The following is a 17,856-nucleotide window of genomic DNA, read 5'->3' as shown; positions in this document are numbered from 1 at the left end:
GAGCCAACCTTGGCACAGTCAGCCACATATCCCACTGACCCGCGCATCCATGTGACGGCCGACGATTTGCTTCGGTTGGGTCCGAAATCGCGGTTGATCAGCCTTTTGCCCCGGCAACCGGCACGCTCAATCCTCAATGGGCGGCACGCGTCTCGTTTGCGCGGACGCGGGCTGAATTTCGAAGAATTGCGCACATATCTGCCGGGGGACGATATTCGGACAATCGACTGGAAGGTCACGGCCCGCACCGGCACCCCTCATGTCAGGGTGTATACGGAAGAACGGGATCGCCCCGCGCTTTTGCTCGTCGACCAAAGGGTATCCATGTTCTACGGAACCGAGGTCTATATGAAGTCCGTGATCGCGGCAGAAGCCGCGGCCATAGCAGCACACCGGGTTCTTGGACAAGGCGACCGTGTTGGCGGGATTGTTTTCGGAGATACCGAGTTGGCCGAGCATCACCCGCAACGGCGTCCTGCCGCGCTGACACGGTTCCTCTCATCTGTTGGAACGCTGAATTGCACACTGAACGCATCACTGCGACCTGTCCCAACTGTGACACTGAACGACGTTCTGAAACAGGCCGCGCGGCTCGCACACACGAACGCATTGGTCTGCGTGTTCTCCGACTTTGACGGGCTCAATACTCAAACTGAACGCCTTTTCAGCAGGTTAGCGCGGTCAAATGATCTAATCTTGTTCAATGTTTTCGACCCGAGTTCACGCAGTTTACCATCGGGGCTTAAACTGACGGTGTCGGACGGTGACAGCCAGATCGAAATCGACAGCTCGACCCCCGATCTGTCCGACCGCATCAGATCAGCGATGGACGACAGGCTTTTGCAGTTGAACCTGTGGTCACGTCGCTATGGGTTCCCAATTGTGCCTCTGACCACCTCGGAACCTGCCCTGGACCAATTGCTGAAGCTGTTCGGCCATCCCGGAGGGCGATGATGGCGGTTGATGTTTCGGGAAAATCGCTGGTTGAACTGCTGGATATGCTAGAGCCCGCTCCGGCCCCTGATCCAATCGCGATGACCCCGCAAACATGGGGCTGGGCGGTTCTGGCAATGGTTCTGGTGGCGGCCTTGACCTATTGCATCTATCGGCTCCACCGACACTGGTCAGCTAATGCCTATCGCCGCTCGGCCTTGGCAGAGCTGGATAGGGCTGGCACCGACGCAGCGAAGGCGGCCGAGATTTTACGGCGGACAGCTCTGGCCGCTTACCCGCGTGCGACAGTTGCCAGCCTTCAGGGGCAAGATTGGTTGAATTTTCTCAATCAGTCATATGATAAGAAAGAGTTTACAGGTTCCGCAGGCAAAACCCTGTTGACCGCGCCGTATCGGGAAATTGCTCAAGACACCGATGTCCGTGATCTGGTCCGGAATTGGATCAAGCTCCACAAAAGGGACAAAGTGGCATGACGTACACCTTCGCCACGCCTTGGGTCTTTGTTCTGCTGCCATTGCCTTTGATTGTGTATTGGTTCGCCCCACCACATCGGGAAAAGGCGAAAGCCACGCGCATACCGTTTTTCCGTCACGTAGCGGCCGCAACCGGTGCTGAACTGAAATCCGGGTCAAGCGTTCTAAGCCGAACTTGGCTGCAATCCGTGATTGCGACGCTGGTCTGGATTTTGTTGGTTACAGCACTGGCGCGCCCGGAACGGCTTGCCGACCCGACCGTCGTGGAAAAATCGGCCAGAGATGTGGTTCTGGCCCTCGACATCTCCGGGTCGATGGACCAGCGGGACTTCACGTCCGCAGAAGGCATGCCCAAACAGCGCCTCGCAGCGGTCAAAGACGTTCTGCGTGATTTCATTGCCGAACGTCAGGGGGACCGGATGGCCCTGATCATCTTCGGGACACGCGCGTTTGTGCAGGCGCCTTTCACCGAAGATTTGAATAGTTTGAACGGGTTCCTCGACCAAACTGAGGTTGGAATGGCAGGGCCAAACACAGCACTTGGCGACGCGATCGGGCTGGGCATTCGACTGTTTGACTCCGGCGAGGTTGATCAACGTCTGATGATCGTCCTCAGCGACGGGGCAGATACATCAAGCCGTATGACACCCGTAAACGCATCGGCAATCGCTGCCGACAAAAACGTGGTCATTTACACGATCGGAGTTGGCGACCCGAACGCAACAGGTGAAGACCGTGTTGATTTGCAGGCCCTTCAAGACATCGCAGAAACGACGGGCGGGCAATATTTCTTCGCGGATGATGAGGCCGCTCTGACGCAGACGTATCAGCAGATCGACGCCCAGAATCCAAGACTTGTAGAAACTCAAAGCTATCGCCCTCGCGAAAGTCTGACCCATATACCGCTTCTGGCCGCCCTAGCTTTGATACTCCTCAGCTCAACCGGATTACATTTCGCGCGCCGCCGACGGAGTGTCCAATGATCGAGGCGCTTGCAGATTTTCATTTTATCCGAGCAGCTTGGCTGTTGTTGTTGATACCAGTTATCGTAGTTTGGTGGCTGATCCGCCCACGGACTGAACAGTCCGCTGAAACTCCTGCCGGTATAGCCCCGCACTTGGCCAAGGCTCTTGAAGTTGGCGACACAAGCAATACCAGACTAAATCCCATCGACGTAATCACAGTCATTGCGGTGCTGGTCACACTGGCTGCTGCCGGACCGACATGGTCACGCGCGCCAAATCCATTGATTGCAGATACTGCGCCCCTTGTTATTGCGCTGAAAGTTACCGAAAGCATGGAAGGCACCGATCTTGCCCCATCGCGGCTTGAGCGTGCGAAATACAAGATCACAGATCTGATCAACGTGCGCTCGGGGGCAAGGACCGCCTTGATCGCTTATGCAGGCAGTCCGCATCGCGTTGCTCCCCTGACCGAAGACGCCAACATCCTTCGCCCGCTGCTGGAAGGACTAACCCCCGCCGTTATGCCGCTGAAAGGTGACGCGGCGGCTGATGCGCTTGCGCTGGCTCAGGGCATACTCGCGGATGCGGAAACTCCGGGGGCTATATTGTTTGTTCTGGACGATATTGACCCCTCTCAGGTTCAGGCAATGAATGGCGCAGAGTCCGATCTTCTGTTTCTGACGATGCTGCCAGAAGGCGAAAGGCTCGTTCAATTGGACGCCCTTTCTTCTGCGACTGTGGTCCCGTTTTCCAATGGGGATCAAGATATTGCGCGGCTAAGTAGAAGTATCCACAGTTCATATGTGAACGCTCTGGATGAGGACGATCAGTTGGATTGGCAGGATCAGGGGTGGATTTTGGCTTGGCCCGCCGCGCTGCTCTCGCTTTTGTGGTTCAGACGGGGTTGGGTCATTCGGTGGGCGATCTTGCTGCTGATCATTGCGCATCCTTCCGGACCTGCGCGGGCCGAAGGTTGGAAAGACTGGTTCCTGACTCCTGATCAACAAGGCCAGATCGCGATGAACCAGAAACGCTTTTCTGAAGCGGCCGATTTGTTTCAGGACCCGTACCACCAAGGATACGCAATGCTCAAAGCAGGTCGATACCCTGAGGCTTCCGAGGTCTTTTCGTCCTTAAACACGCCTGAGGCCGCTTTTGCAGAAGGCATGGCACGCATTCGAAACCGAGAATACCGCCCAGCGATTGCGGCATTTGAAACCGCGTTGGAACGCCGCCCGGACTGGCCCGAAGCCCAGCACAACCTTGAGGTCTCCAAGGCCATATTGGACTTTGTGGAAACTACCCGAGAGCAATCGGATACCGGCGAAGAAGCCGGGATCGGAGCGGATGATACGGTATTCGACAACGAAGACGCGCGCGGTCAGGATACTACGGTGCAAGCCCAGACCGAAACGGCGCAGCCGATGTCAGCGGACCAGTGGATCAGCGCAATTGACACCAACATGCAGGACTTTTTGAGAAACCGATTCCTGTTGGAAAATCAGGTACAATCGCAATGAGATACCTTCTGTTCCTCACTCTCTTGATTCTACCAACGCTGGTCTGGTCGCAGACCACAACAGACACTGTCCCACGTGTTACGGTGGACATTGCAGAGGGCGACGTGATTGTCGGGCAGCCCACCATCTTGCGCGTCAAGGTTCTGGTTCCAACCTTTATGCCGGCCCCTCCGGTCTTTCCCTCATTGGAACAGGAAAACCTTTTGGTGCGCCTGCCCGAACGCGCATCTGGTCCGGTGAGCGAGACTGTTCAAGGCGAAACATGGTCTGGCGTTCAACGCAGCTATCGCCTGTATCCGCTGCAATCGGGGACAATTCAGTTGGACCAAATGGACATTACAGTGACTTACGCCGATCCGGATAACAACGCACCGATTGAAGCCTCGGTCCCGCTGCCCTCAATTTCCTTTGATGCTGTGATCCCACAAGGGGCGAAAGATCTGAACCCGCTTATTCTGGCGTCTGGATTTACCATTGAACAAACGCTGGACGGCGAGACCGACATTCAGGCCGGGGGCGCGATTACACGGCGGCTCACCGCCACGATTACCGGGACAACTCCGATCTTAATCCCCCCTTTGATTCCGGAAAATCAGGATGAATTCCTGCGCGCCTATCCAAAAGAACCGCGGTTCACCGAGACTGAGGATCGCGGAATATTGTCGGGTCAGCGCATCGACGAGGTTGTCTATCTGGCTCAGGCAGGTGGACAGACGCAACTTCCCGCCGTTTCGGTGAGCTGGTTTAACCTGACGACTGAACAAGTTGAAACTGTTGAGATCCCTGCCGTTGACTTGGAGTTAACGGCACCGAAAGCACCTCCGAAAGACGCGCGCGAGATCGTTGAACTCGGACTATGGGTCGCTCTGATATTGCTGTTGGGATGGATCGGCTGGCGATGGGCTGCACCGCCCATTCGGACGCATTTGAAGGAACGCAAACGCGCTTACCGCGCGTCATCGGAATATGCGCTCACCCAATTAAGGTCAGCCCTGAAGAACCGAGACTTGTCGGGTGCGTATTCCGCCTTGGACCTTTGGAAAGACCGTATGGAAGTCCCTCTTGACGCACAAAGCCTTGAGACGCAGTTGGCGCTGATTGGCGCGACACGCTACGGGTCTGACGCCGCTCGGCACGCGCCGGACTGGTCTGCGGCGACGGATGCTCTCGATAGTCTGCTCAAACCGCAAGGGAAAAAGGCCGTTTCTTTGCCGCCGCTCAACCCATGACGCTCAATTCTGGCAATTTGCGATGAGGGCGCGGCGGTCTTTCAGCAGCACGCGGCCATAACCCACCTCAACCAGACCGAGATCGGCCAAACGGTGCAAACTGCGGTGAAGTGTCGGTTGTGACACCGCGATCATCTCGGCCAGTTCCTCTTGCGACACCTCAATCCAACCGTCCGATTTCGACGTGCCCTCATCCAGATGCAGCAAGCGCAAAGCTAGCCGTCGTTCGGTTCCAGTCACCACCAGATTCGCCACAATGCGCAGTGCGGTCTGCATGTTTTCATGGCTGAGTGCATAGAAATCCCTGACATATTCAGGGTTCTTCTGAACAAGTTTCGCAACGCGCGCGTTTGGAAAGAACAAGGCGCGGGTTGTCTGCGTCGCGACGACGCTGACCAGTCTTGAGGAATCGGCGAACAAAGCCAGATCGCCGACCCAGAACCCTGCACCTTCGCGGTGAATGACGAACTCCTGCCCGTCATCAGCGGGGACAGTTATCTGTACCCCCCCTTCGAGGACTGCGAAGATGCCGTTGACCGTATCACCATGATGATACAGTGCCTCGCTCGCTTCAAAGAACTTTGCGATCCCACACTCCAACAAATCGCGTTGAAACGCGGCCGAACGGTTGCTGAACCATCCGTCCTTCCGCAAGGTCTTAAGATTATTGGATTTGTCGAACATTAGAATATTCCAAACTCATCAAATGATAAGTTTTTAGCACAGATCATCGCCTATGCTAAACCCGTTCGATTCCTTCTACCACGCATTTTCGTAGTTCACTATCGAACCATCTTTCAGGCCGCATTTTGAATAAGATAGCGCGCCAGCTTTAAGTTACATAACGGGGCCGTTCGGGGCCCATAAAATCGGGAGAAAACCATGTCACCACCACGTTCAATGGCAGACACTTGGCGCAGGGGCTTACGCAGATTCGCTGTGGCCACTGTCGCAGTCGCACTGGCACTTCCCGCGTGGGCGCAAGACCAAAAGCCCAATATTCTGGTGATCTGGGGCGACGACGTCGGGCAATCCAACATCTCGGCCTATACGATGGGTCTGATGGGTTATCATACGCCGAATATCGACCGCGTCGCGAAAGAGGGAATGATCTTTACCGATTACTACGGCGAACAATCCTGTACCGCTGGTCGGTCCTCCTACATCATGGGTCAGTCCGTGTTTCGGACCGGGCTGTCCAAGGTGGGTTTGCCGGGTGCCGATCTTGGCATGCAGGTCGAAGATCCGACTATCGCTGGTCTGCTGAAGGATCACGGCTATGTCACCGGTCAATTCGGCAAGAACCACCTGGGTGACAAAGATGAGCACCTTCCGACAAACCACGGTTTTGATGAGTTTTTCGGAAACCTCTACCACCTGAATGCCGAGGAGGAGCCCGAAAACGAAGATTATCCGGGTGACACGGTGCTTGCCGATGGACGCACCTTCCGCGAAGCCTATGGCCCGCGCGGGGTGATCAAGTCAAAGGCCGACGGTACAATCGAAGACACCGGTCCGTTGACCAAAAAGCGTATGGAAACAGTGGATGACGAAACCGTTGCCGCAGCGATCGACTTCATCAAGCGTGCGCATGAGCAGGGTCAACCTTTCTATGTCTGGTGGAACGGCACGCGCATGCACTTCCGCACCCACGTCAAGGACGAGATGCGCGCTCAGGCCAACGAAATCGTCGGCGGAGTGGCTGACGAATACACCGCCGGCATGATCGAACATGACATGCATGTGGGTCAGTTGTTGGATCTGCTGGATGAGCTTGGCATCGCCGACAATACCATCGTTCACTACTCAACCGACAACGGCCCCCATATGAACACGTGGCCTGATGCGGCTGCGACCCCCTTCTGGGGTGAGAAGAACACCAACTGGGAAGGTGGCTGGCGTGTGCCGTCCATGGTGCGTTGGCCCGGCAAGATCGAAGCCGGTTCTGTAACTAACGAAATCGTCCACCATATGGACTGGCTGCCGACCTATCTGGCCGTTGCCGGTGACCCCGAGATCAAGGACAAGCTGAAGACAGGATACAGTTCCTCTGGCATGGGCCGCGACTACAAGGTGCATCTGGATGGCTACAACATCCTGCCCCTGCTGACCGGAGAGGCCACAGAAAGCCCGCGCAAGGAAATCTTTTATTTCTCGGACGATGGCGACCTGACGGCGCTGCGCTTTGAGGATTGGAAACTGATCTTCCTTGAGCAGAAAGCCTGGGCAACGCTGCGTGCGTGGATTGAGCCGTGGACCGAACTGCGCATTCCGCTGATCGTCAACCTGCGCCGCGATCCGTATGAACGCGCCTATCGCACATCCAACACCTACTATGACTGGTTGCTGGAACGCGCGTATTTCCTGGTGCCTGCGCAGCAGTATGTCGGAACCTTCCTCGAAACCTTCCAGGAGTTCCCGCCTCGCCAGAAAGCCGCCAGCTTCAATCTGGAACAGGTGATGGAGAAACTGGCCACGCCGACAAACAACTAAGGCCAGACGACAACAAACAAGGGGCCGTCACGCACATGGCGGCCCTTTTCAGATGTTATTTGAGGTTAAGGAATTTCTTATGAAGGCTGCTCTTTTTACCGCGTTCTTTTCGATAACAGCGACGGCCCTGGCCGCGGACCCGTTGCCCAGCTGGGATGAAGGAGAGTCCAAGTCCCGGATCGTCGAGTTCGTCAGTACGGTAACAGATCCAAACCATGCGGATTACGTGACACCGGACGAGCGGATCGCAGTGTTCGACAATGACGGAACACTCTGGGCCGAGCAGCCGGTCTATTTTCAGTTGATCTTTGCCATGGATCGGCTTGAAGAACTTGCAAAAACAGATCTGTCCATCCTGAACACCCCCATTCTGGAGGCTGCGGCCAAAGGCGACGTCCAAACCATCGCTGGAGGCGGGCATGAGGCTTTGATCGAGGTAATCAACGCCTCACACGCGGGTGCCAGCGTCGATGATTTCCAAGAGTCCGTCGCTGACTGGCTGCAATCCGCGCGCCATCCTGAAACGGGTCTTCCATATGACCAAATGACCTATCAGCCGATGGTGGAGTTGCTGCGATACCTGCGCGACGAAGGCTTTAGCACCTATATCGTGTCCGGCGGTGGCCTGCACTTCATGCGCGTTTTTGCCGAGGACGCCTATGGCATTCCGCCCGAGCAAGTGCTTGGCACATATGCTGACGCCACTTTCGAATCCATCGACGGCACGCCCACTATTGTGAAGTCTCCCGGAATTGCGTTCGTCGACGACAAAGAGGGAAAACCGATCAATATCGAACGCACTATTGGCCGTCGCCCCATTTTGGCGGCTGGCAATTCGGATGGCGATTTCGCGATGTTGGAATGGACGACCGTGGGCGACGGCCCTCGTCTTGGGGTGTTGATCCATCACACAGATTCCGAGCGCGAATGGGCCTATGATCGTGAAAGCCCGATTGGAAAGCTTGTGGACGGGCTGGACAAAGGCCCGGACATGGGTTGGGTCATCGTCGATATGGCGAAGGATTGGAAACGCGTCTACACTGGGGCAAACTAGGTAGAACAGAGACTGATAACCCCATGTGGACACTGCTTGTTTCCGCGTTTGTCTTTTTCCTTTACGTGACCGCCATCGTCTTTGCGATCCGGGCGGCACAAACGGCGCGCACACCGCAGGGCGCAGTTGGCTGGGTGGTCTTGCTGATCTCCGCTCCGGTGTTTGGTGTACCGCTCTATCTGTTTCTGGGTCATCACCGGTTTCGCGGCTACCGCATTGCGCGCAAGCAAAGCGAGACTGTGGTCGAAGGCATCAAGACATTCGCCGATTTTTCAAAACCCGATCCCGAAACGATGCAGGTGAACCCAAAGCCGTTTGAGGCGCTGGCGCATTTGCCCGTATCTCGTGGGAACGGGGCCGAGTTGCTGATCGACGGTCAGGCCACGTTCGATTCTATCTTTGAGGCGATAGACGCCGCAAAGACATATGTCCTGATCCAGTTCTACATCGTGCGCGATGATGCGTTGGGTCAGCAACTACAGGCCAAGCTGATCGCGGCGGCTGAACGCGGTGTAAGCGTTCGGTTCATGACTGATGCGGTTGGCAGCTATGGCCTGCCCACCGCCTATCTGGACACCCTGCGCGCTGCGGGGGTTGAGATCGCCAATCCACGCGACCGGCGCGGTCCGCAACACCGCTTTCAGCTCAATTACCGCAACCACAGAAAAACGGTGATCATTGACGGCGAAACCGGCTTTATCGGCGGTCATAACGTGGGCGTCGAGTATTTGGGACAGGACCCGCATTTCGGCCATTGGCGGGACACTCATATCAAGATGTTCGGCCATATCGTTCGACAGTTGCAGCTTATCTTCTGCGAAGACTGGCACTGGGCGCATGAAGAGGATCTGATTGATCAACTGGACTGGGCCGGAACCGAGGCCGAGCAGGACATGAACGCGCTTCTGGTTGCCACAGGTCCCGGCGACGACACCGAGACCGGAGCAATGATGTTCTTTGCCGCCATCGCTGCGGCAAAAGAAAGGATCTGGATCGCGTCCCCCTATTTCGTGCCTGACATCGACATCATGACGGCACTGCAACATGCCGCATTGCGCGGCGTCGATGTACGAATACTGGTGCCCGACGTGATAGATCACCGCCTACCCTGGCTGGCCGCCTTTGCTTATTTTGACGAGATTCGTGAATGCGGTGCGCGTGTCTTTCGCTATACCAACGGGTTCATGCACCAAAAGGCATTTGTCGTGGACGACACCCTTGCCGCTGTGGGGACGACAAACCTGGATAACCGTTCTTTCCGGTTGAACTTTGAGGCGATGGCCCTGTTCTTCGACGAACGTGCGGCGCAGGCTGTGGACAATATGCTAAAGGCAGACTTCCAAGACTGCTACGAGCTAGAGCTCAAATTGCCAGAGCAACCTGCCTTTATCCGCTTTGGCTCACCATTGGCGCGGCTGTTTGCCCCGATCCTTTAGGACATCAATTCCTCTTTGAAGACCTGAGTCATCAGGGCAACCATAAAGGCTGTCGACAACCCAAAGGCCAGCAAGCCTGTAACGGATGCAAATGCACCGAAAATGCGCAGGTCCTCACCCAGTACGATGTCGCCATAGCCGAGGGTCGTGAAGGTCACCAAAGAAAAATAAAGCGCTGAGTTCCAATCCGGCAGGGTCTCTCCGGCAACCCAGACGATCGCCCAGAGCCAAACCTGAAACGTGTGGATGGCGACAATGAACACCAAGGCAATACAAATCGGTGCGGCGATCGTGAAAAAACGCTTACTTTTCTCCAGTTTCAGCGCCATGCCGCGGATCGTCTGCGTGCACCAGGTCAGAAGAACAAGCTCAATCAAGAAACAAATACCTAGATAGACACTGCCCCAAAGAATCTGCTGCGCTAAGGTCATAATTCAGTATCTCTTGTCTAGGTCAGTGAAAGCAGCGTCAGAATGACCGTTTAAGCAAGGGCTCACAACCCCGCCTCGGGCACTGCGACGAATGGAAACGAATCCATGTCCGGACTGGACTCTGCCCGGGTGGGTTCCACATTGTGGCAAATACGACCCGAGGCTTGCTCATGCTGTTGAAAATAGACGATGTTCAGAAATCCTATCCCGGAGGACGCCCCGTCCTGCGCGGCATCTCACTTGAACTGGACAAGGGGCAAACGCTTGCGCTCACCGGCGAAAGCGGCAGCGGGAAAAGCACGCTGCTGAACCTTGCCGCAGCGCTGGACAGCTTCGATGGCGGAGAGATCACGTTGGACGGAATGGACCTGTCCGGGCTGGATGATCCCGGTCGCGCCGCATTGCGACGGCAGAGCGTGTCCTTGGTGTTTCAGCAATTCAACCTGATACCGTCTTTGACCGTCGCGCAGAACCTGTCCTTTCACGCGCGTCTTGCTGGAAGGCTGGACCAAACATGGTCAACGCATCTTGCGGACAGGCTGGGGCTGTCAGACTTGATGGAACGCTACCCAGAGAACCTGTCAGGCGGCCAACAGCAGCGGGTAGCGATCGGGCGCGCCATGGCTGCGCAACCTCAACTGTTGCTCGCGGATGAACCGACCGGCAATCTGGATGAAACCGCCAGTGCGACCGTTCTGGACCTTATGCTGTCCCTTGTTGCCGAGACCGGGGCGGCGCTGCTGCTGGTCACTCATTCACAGGATATTGCCGCACGGCTGGATCGTCAGGCGCATCTGTCCGGCGGGTATATCGCATGACTGCTGCACTCATTCAGGCGCTGCTGTCTCACTGGCGACGGCACCGCCTGCAACTTGCTACCCTGTTGATCGGGATCGCGCTGGCAACTGGCCTCTGGTCAGCGGTACAGGCCATCAACGCCGAAGCACGGGCAAGCTACCAGCGCGCCAACGATCAGCTTGCGTTGGGACAGCACGATGAGCTGAGAAATCCGACCGGCCCCATCACGATCGACCAGTATGTGTCATTGAGGCGCGCCGGATGGCAGGTCGCGGCCGTCTTGGAAGGTACAACGCGTATCGCGGGGCGCAGTGTCCGCGTCATGGGCGTTGAAATGGTCGCCTACCCAGCGCTGCCTGCTGTGACGCGTATTGAGCAAAGCGCCACCCCACCGGACCCTGCTGACATTTTGACAGCTCCCGGTCGGTTGCTGGCCTCCCCCGAATTGGCGCGGATTCTGAGCAGCCAATCCGAACTGCCGCCCGTTCTGACAAGCCCGGACCTTCCCCCTGATCTGATCCTGACAGATATCGGTGTGGCCGAGGTATTGCTGGACAGGAATGGTCAAATCTCAAGACTGATCATTCTGCCCGGCCAACCACGGGCGCTTTCTGCAATCACCACGGTAGCACCAGAGCTGGAGCGGGTCGAAGCGGCATCGCAACTGGACACGGCACAACTGACCGACAGTTTCCACCTGAACCTGTCGGCCTTTGGGCTGCTGTCATTCGCGGTTGGCCTGTTTATCGTGCATGGAACGGTCGGGCTGGCCTTTGCCCAGCGTCGCGGGATGATCCGAACTCTGCGCGCGCTGGGCGTTTCCATGCGGCGACTGGTCTGGGTGATCCTTCTGGAACTGTCTTTGCTGGCGCTGATCGGCGGGTTGGCGGGGTTGGCACTTGGGTATTTTCTGGCAGGTGCCCTCTTGCCCGATGTCGCCGCGACACTGCGCGGGTTGTATGGCGCCCCGGTGAGCGGTGAAATTGCGTTGCAGCCGAAATGGGCATTGGCTGGATTGGCGATGGCTCTGGGCGGAACGCTGCTGGCCAGTGGCCACGCGCTAATCCGTTTGTCCCGTATGCCTCTGCTGTCCGGTGCCGGAGTACAAGCGTGGCGGGCAGCCGCTTTCAACGGTTTTGCCACGCCACTCTTGGGCTTGTCGGTAATTTTTGTCGGCGCCTTTGTGCAACTCACCATTGGTGGTTTGGTCGCCGGATTTACACTGGTTGCTGGCTTGCTGCTGGGTACGGCGCTGCTTTTGCCGTCTGTGCTCTCGTTAGTGATTTCGGGTTTTCAACGCTTTGCCCAAGATCCAATTGCCCAGTGGATCTGGTCAGATATGCGCGCGCAGCTGCCGGGCCTATCCCTAGCGTTGATGGCGCTTTTACTTGCGCTCGCAGCCAATATCGGAGTTGGAACAATGGTTTCCAGCTTTCGCCTGACCTTTACCGGCTGGCTGGATCAACGCCTGACGTCTGAGGTGTACCTGACGGCAAAGGACGATCAACAGGGGCGCGCAATCTCAGATTGGTTGACTCCGCAAGTTGACGCCATTCTGCCAATTCGCAGCGTGGAACTGGCGCATCCCAGCGGGCCGCTTTTTCTGTACGGGATCGTCGACGATCAGACCTACCGCCAACATTGGCCACTGATCGCTTCGGGCGCGGATGTCTGGGATCGTGTGAATGCGGGCGAAGCGGTGCTGATCAATGAACAACTTGCCCGCCGACAAGACCTGTGGCCGGGAGACGTTCTTACATTCAACGGCGACTACACATTGCCGGTTGCTGGCGTGTACTCCGATTACGGCAATCCCACGGGGCAAGCCATTGTCTCGATGACGCGGCTGGATCAAATCGCGCCGGGGGCTGAGACACGGCGTTTCGGAATACGCGTGTCACCCGACAGGGCAACGCAACTTGCCCAAGATTTGCGCGACAGATTTGAACTGCCCCGGCAGGCCGTGGTCCAGCAGGCCGCAATGAAAGCACAATCCTTGGCCGTGTTTGAGAAAACCTTTGTGGTCACTTCGGCTTTGAACGTACTGACGCTGGGCGTTGCCGGGTTCGCCATTCTGACCAGCTTGCTGACCCTGTGGACCCAACGCCTGCCCCAGATTGCTCCCGTTTGGGCCTTGGGCCTGACCCGCGCCAGACTTGCGCGGTTTGAACTGCTGCGCAGTGTGTTGCTGGCGGCGATGACTGCGATTATTGCACTACCCCTTGGCTTGGTTCTGGCCTGGACCCTCTTGGCTATCATCAATGTCGAGGCCTTTGGCTGGCGCCTGCCGATGTACCTGTTTCCCGCAGATTGGGTTCGATTGTTCCTTCTGACCTTACTGGCGGCTTTGGTTGCGGCGGCTTTGCCCGCCTTGCGCCTTCTGCGCCTGCCTCCGGCTGATTTGTTAAGGGTGTTTGCCAATGAGCGTTAAATCGTGGCTATTGATCCTTGTTCTAATGCTTCCCTCCTTCGCACGCGCCCAAGGATATGCAGGTTTGGGGGGATCGGCTGAAGGGTTCGACATTCCGCAGCCGGGATACCAATTCCAGTTTCCGGAAGATCACGGCCCACATCCGTCCTTTCGCATAGAGTGGTGGTACCTGACGGCAAATCTGACCGGAGAAGACGGGCGGCCTTACGGCATTCAATGGACGTTGTTTCGGTCTGCCCTCAAACCCCAAGAAACCGAGGGCTGGCAAAGCCCGCAATTGTGGATGGGGCACGCGGCCATAACGACCCCAGATCAACACTACTTTGCCGAAAGATTGTCACGCGGCGGCATCGGGCAGGCTGGCGTCACCGCGCAACCGTTCGAGGCTTGGATCGACGAGTGGCACATGCGCGGGCCTGACATGAACAATCTGTCCCTTTCCGCCAATGGCGGCAATTTCGGATATGACTTGACCCTGCAGGCGCAGGGTCCATTGGTGTTTCACGGCGACCAAGGCTATTCGGTCAAATCGGCGGATGGGCAGGCCAGCTACTATTACTCACAGCCATTCTTCGCGGTCGAGGGCACGTTGCACCTGCCGGATCGCGATATCGCGGTCACCGGGCAAGGCTGGCTGGATCGCGAATGGTCATCGCAACCGCTGGCAGCCGATCAAAGCGGGTGGGACTGGTTCTCGCTGAGCTTCGATGACGGCAATAAACTGATGGCGTTTCGTCTGCGCGGGGAACGCAGTGACTTTACCGCAGCGACCCTGATCTCGGCGGATGGCGAGGCAACCGCCCTGCCCGACGGTTCCGTCACATTCAGCCCGCTTGAAACGTCCTCGGTCGCTGGCCGCACGATCCCGACCCGTTGGCGCGTAATGCTGCCTGAGCAGAACCTTGATGTCGAAGTGTCCGCGCTGACGCCCAAGGCTTGGATGGCGACAAGGTTCGAGTATTGGGAAGGCCCGGTATCAATCTCGGGCAGCCACGCGGGGCGTGGATACCTTGAGATGACGGGATACTGACCCCTAGCGCACGACGTAGACCGAGACCGTCGAATGCCGCACAACCCGCGCGGCGTTCGGCCCAAGCAAATAATCCTTCAGGTCCGGTTTATGCGCCCCGATCACGATCAAATCGCTGCCTGCGCTCTCGGCTGTTTTCAGTATTTCCTGATAGGCCGTACCCGTCGCGACAACATGGCGGATTTTCTCGTTCCGCTCTTTGCCGACCGCTGCGACGCACATCTCGACCAGTTTGGAATGCGCTTCTTCCATCGCCTTGTCGTGAAAATCTGGCTGGAAAAACCCTGAAACCCAGCTTTCTCCGAAATCCGGAAGCACCGTCACCACATCCAGTTGCGCATTCTCCTGATCCGCCAGAGCCGCGGCTTTGTTCAAGACATTGGTATCCAATTCGCCGTTGCTGATGTCGACGGCACAAAGCACCGAGTTCGTCATGCGGGCACCTCTTGTCTGGCGGCTCGGCCGCGTTGCAGGAATGCGATCAGACCCAGAAGGATCATAGCGGGAATGTAGATCAGTTGCTTGGGCGGCTGGCTGGACGGCAGGCTGACCGAAGTCAGGCGCACCGCGTCGTCGCCATAATAGTCGAACATATCCAGCTCATCCGCCACGGGCGTGCCAAACAGCGGCTCCTCCAGTTTGACTAACCCGTCTTCTTCCAGAAGAAGCAAGCCCATGGCGTCGACCCTTGCCGCGCCGCCCTCTTCGCTGCCGACCGAGACGACAACGGTCGTGTCGGTCATCTCAAGCGTGTCGAAATCCGGGCCGCTGACGACGATGCGCACTTCGGTTCCGGGCGGTGTCTGCCCGATGGTTTCCACAAATGCCGCAGGTTCGACCGAAGTATACGGCGGCGCGATGCGGTCCATGAAGTAATCCGGCCTGAACAAGGCAAAGGCCACAGCGATCAGGGCTATGCTTTCATAGATGCGGCTGTGTGTCAGGAAATACCCCATCGTTCCCGCAGTGAAGACAAGGATCGCGATGGTCGCAAATATGGCGACGATTATCCCCTCAACCCACGTCACGTCGATCAACAGCAAGTCAGTGTTGAAGATGAACACAAACGGCAGCGCCACGGTGCGCAGGCTGTAGAAGAACGCGGTGAAACCGGTTTTGATCGCATCGCCACCAGACACAGCGGCGGCGGCAAAACTGGCCAGTCCCACCGGCGGGGTCACATCCGCCATGATGCCGAAGTAGAACACGAACAGGTGGACCGCGATCAGCGGAACGATCAGCCCGCTTTGCGCGCCCAGCTCAACGACAACCCCGGCCATCAGAGAGCTGACCACGATATAGTTCGCCGTGGTTGGCAGGCCCATGCCAAGGATCAGGCTCAGCAGACCGACCATCACCAGCATCAGGATCAGGTTGCCGCCCGACAGGAACTCGACCAGATCGGCCATAACCTGCCCCACGCCGGTCAGGGTCACGGTGCCCACGATCACACCCGCCGTGGCCGTGGCCAGGGCGATCCCGATCATGTTGCGCGCACCGTCGATCAGGCCCTGCCACAGGTCAGCAACTCCGTCGATGAACGTGTCATAAAGATTGCTTTGCCCCCGGAACAGCGCCTTGAGGGGCTTCTGCGTCAGCAGGATCACAAACAACAGCGTCGTCGCCCAGAACGCCGACAACCCGGGCGATTTCTGTTCGATCATCAGGAAATAAACCAACACGATGATCGGCAGCAGGTAATGCAGACCGGCTTTGTAGATATCCGCGATCACCGGCAGCGTAACTTCCTTGGCATTCGGATCGTCGGGCTCAAGGTCCGGCACCTGCGCGGCAAGATACAGCAGCGCCACATAGACCGCGCAGACAATAAGGCTCAGGATCAAACCCGCCGAGGACGGTGCCCAGCTTGTCACGGCCTCGACCGGGAACTGCGAGCCATAGCAAAGACCGGCAAAGACAAGGAAGAAGGACAGCATGCCCACAACCGTCCGCGCCAGATGCACATCGCGGTCACCCAGCGTGGGCATGTTCCGCTTCACGGCCTCAAGGTGGACGATATAGACCAGTGCGATGTAGGAAATCGCGGCGGGCAGGAAAGCGTGGGTGATCACCTCGACATAGGAAATGCCCACATATTCCACCATCAGGAAGGCGGCAGCGCCCATAACGGGCGGCATGATCTGACCGTTCACGGAGGAGGCAACCTCGACCGAGCCCGCCTGTTCACTGGAAAAGCCCACCCGCTTCATCAGCGGAATGGTGAATGTGCCGGTGGTCACCACGTTCGCAATCGACGAGCCCGAGATCAGGCCGGTCGCTGCCGAACCCACAACGGCGGCTTTAGCCGGACCACCACGCAGGTGGCCCAATGCACCAAAGGCCATCTTGATAAAATAATTCCCCGCCCCCGCCTTATCCAAAAGCGCACCGAACAGAACGAACAGGAACACGAATTTGGTGGACACGCCTAAGGCAATGCCGAACACGCCCTCGGACGTGATCCACATATGGCTCATAGCTTTCTTGAGGCTGGCCCCTTTCCAGCGGATAACTTCGGGCACCCATTCCGAGGAGCCGAAGAAGACATAGGCCAGGAATATGGTTGCGATGATCGCCATCGCGGGGCCAAGCGCACGACGCGCAGCCTCAAACAGCAGCAGCAGACCACCCAGCGCGATCCATTTATCGGTGTCATCGGCCAAACCGCCTGCATTTACGATCTTGTCGTAGAAGAAATACCCATACAAAGCGACGAATGCGCCAAGCGCGCCCATGATCCAATCCTGCACGGGGATATAATCCCGAGGGCTGGACTTGAGCGCAGGATAGGCTGCGAACGCCAGAAACATAGCGAAAGCCAGATGGATCTGGCGCGAGTTGTTTACCACGCTGCCCGGCAGCACCACATTCGAAACGGGTGAGGCCAGAACAACCTGAAACACGGACCACAGTGCCGCGACAACAGCCAGAAAAATTCCGACATTACCGACCGGATTACGCCCGCCCGCATCGGACGAGGCGACAAGGTCCTGTAGCTCTTCTTCGGATAGCGGTCGGTTGGATTGGGTGTCGGAACTCATC

At 57.3% G+C, this 17,856-nt stretch carries 15 protein-coding genes; 11 read left to right on the top strand and 4 right to left on the bottom strand.

Going from position 1 to position 17,856, the window contains the following annotated elements; all coding sequences use genetic code 11:
* Nucleotides 1–9: 9 nt before the first annotated feature.
* The 5 genes from ACR0MS_RS06245 to ACR0MS_RS06225 are packed head-to-tail and all read left to right on the top strand — an operon-like array spanning nt 10 to nt 5,141.
* Nucleotides 10–954: a DUF58 domain-containing protein gene (locus ACR0MS_RS06245; RefSeq protein ID WP_480570686.1), complete on the top strand. Its 945-nt coding sequence runs from the start codon at nt 10–12 to the stop codon at nt 952–954.
* Nucleotides 954–1,427 (top strand): DUF4381 domain-containing protein, encoded by a 474-nt coding sequence (locus tag ACR0MS_RS06240; protein ID WP_480570683.1) that lies wholly within the window; start codon nt 954–956, stop codon nt 1,425–1,427. Before ACR0MS_RS06245 ends, ACR0MS_RS06240 begins: the two co-directional genes overlap by 1 nt.
* Nucleotides 1,424–2,410, top strand: coding sequence for a vWA domain-containing protein (locus ACR0MS_RS06235; protein WP_480570680.1), 987 nt, complete (start codon nt 1,424–1,426; stop codon nt 2,408–2,410). Before ACR0MS_RS06240 ends, ACR0MS_RS06235 begins: the two co-directional genes overlap by 4 nt.
* Nucleotides 2,407–3,912 (top strand): VWA domain-containing protein, encoded by a 1,506-nt coding sequence (locus ACR0MS_RS06230; protein WP_480570677.1) that lies wholly within the window; start codon nt 2,407–2,409, stop codon nt 3,910–3,912. Before ACR0MS_RS06235 ends, ACR0MS_RS06230 begins: the two co-directional genes overlap by 4 nt.
* Nucleotides 3,909–5,141 carry a hypothetical protein gene (locus tag ACR0MS_RS06225; RefSeq protein WP_480570674.1) on the top strand — a complete coding sequence of 411 codons (1,233 nt, stop codon included), beginning with the start codon at nt 3,909–3,911 and terminating at the stop codon, nt 5,139–5,141. The genes ACR0MS_RS06230 and ACR0MS_RS06225 overlap by 4 nt, the downstream gene beginning before the upstream one ends.
* A 3-nt stretch (nt 5,142–5,144) precedes the next feature.
* Here ACR0MS_RS06225 and ACR0MS_RS06220 read toward each other — a convergent pair whose 3' ends face one another.
* Complete coding sequence (locus tag ACR0MS_RS06220; protein ID WP_480570671.1) at nt 5,145–5,825, bottom strand: Crp/Fnr family transcriptional regulator; 681 nt, start codon at nt 5,823–5,825, stop codon at nt 5,145–5,147.
* A 198-nt stretch (nt 5,826–6,023) separates the two neighbouring features.
* Here ACR0MS_RS06220 and ACR0MS_RS06215 point away from each other — a divergent pair, with 198 nt between their 5' ends.
* The 3 genes from ACR0MS_RS06215 to cls all read left to right on the top strand — a co-directional run bounded on the left by ACR0MS_RS06215 (nt 6,024) and on the right by cls (nt 10,124).
* Nucleotides 6,024–7,634 (top strand): arylsulfatase, encoded by a 1,611-nt coding sequence (locus tag ACR0MS_RS06215; protein WP_480570668.1) that lies wholly within the window; start codon nt 6,024–6,026, stop codon nt 7,632–7,634.
* Nucleotides 7,635–7,713: 79 nt separating this feature from the next.
* A complete protein-coding gene (locus ACR0MS_RS06210; RefSeq protein WP_480570665.1) occupies nt 7,714–8,688 on the top strand; it encodes an HAD family hydrolase in 975 nt (324 codons plus the stop codon).
* A 23-nt stretch (nt 8,689–8,711) separates the two neighbouring features.
* Entirely contained in the window at nt 8,712–10,124 is a 1,413-nt protein-coding gene (cls, locus tag ACR0MS_RS06205) for a cardiolipin synthase (protein ID WP_480570662.1), read from the top strand.
* Here cls and ACR0MS_RS06200 read toward each other — a convergent pair.
* On the bottom strand, nt 10,121–10,555 hold the full coding sequence (locus tag ACR0MS_RS06200) for an ion channel (RefSeq protein ID WP_480570659.1): 435 nt from the start codon (nt 10,553–10,555) through the stop codon (nt 10,121–10,123). The two genes, cls and ACR0MS_RS06200, sit on opposite strands and share 4 nt — an antisense overlap.
* A gap of 170 nt (nt 10,556–10,725) precedes the next feature.
* On the opposite strand from ACR0MS_RS06200, the gene ACR0MS_RS06195 reads away from it, so the two are divergent.
* Genes ACR0MS_RS06195 through ACR0MS_RS06185 form a run of 3 tightly spaced genes read left to right on the top strand, consistent with a single transcriptional unit; the run spans nt 10,726 to nt 14,814 of the window.
* On the top strand, nt 10,726–11,373 hold the full coding sequence (locus ACR0MS_RS06195) for an ABC transporter ATP-binding protein (RefSeq protein WP_480570656.1): 648 nt from the start codon (nt 10,726–10,728) through the stop codon (nt 11,371–11,373).
* Nucleotides 11,370–13,784: an ABC transporter permease gene (locus ACR0MS_RS06190; RefSeq protein ID WP_480570653.1), complete on the top strand. Its 2,415-nt coding sequence runs from the start codon at nt 11,370–11,372 to the stop codon at nt 13,782–13,784. The genes ACR0MS_RS06195 and ACR0MS_RS06190 overlap by 4 nt, the downstream gene beginning before the upstream one ends.
* A complete protein-coding gene (locus ACR0MS_RS06185; protein WP_480570650.1) occupies nt 13,774–14,814 on the top strand; it encodes a lipocalin-like domain-containing protein in 1,041 nt (346 codons plus the stop codon). Before ACR0MS_RS06190 ends, ACR0MS_RS06185 begins: the two co-directional genes overlap by 11 nt.
* A gap of 3 nt (nt 14,815–14,817) precedes the next feature.
* On the opposite strand, the gene ACR0MS_RS06180 is transcribed toward ACR0MS_RS06185, so the two are convergent.
* Both ACR0MS_RS06180 and ACR0MS_RS06175 read right to left on the bottom strand, forming a co-directional pair.
* Complete coding sequence (locus ACR0MS_RS06180) at nt 14,818–15,249, bottom strand: universal stress protein (RefSeq protein ID WP_170551314.1); 432 nt, start codon at nt 15,247–15,249, stop codon at nt 14,818–14,820.
* Nucleotides 15,246–17,855, bottom strand: a complete 2,610-nt coding sequence (locus tag ACR0MS_RS06175) for a TRAP transporter permease (protein ID WP_480570647.1) — start codon at nt 17,853–17,855, stop codon at nt 15,246–15,248. Before ACR0MS_RS06175 ends, ACR0MS_RS06180 begins: the two co-directional genes overlap by 4 nt.
* Between the last annotated feature and the right edge of the window lies 1 nt (nt 17,856).

The sequence above is a fragment of the Ruegeria sp. CJ2 genome (genome assembly GCF_056536745.1).
This window is presented reverse-complemented; position numbering and strand designations above follow the sequence as displayed.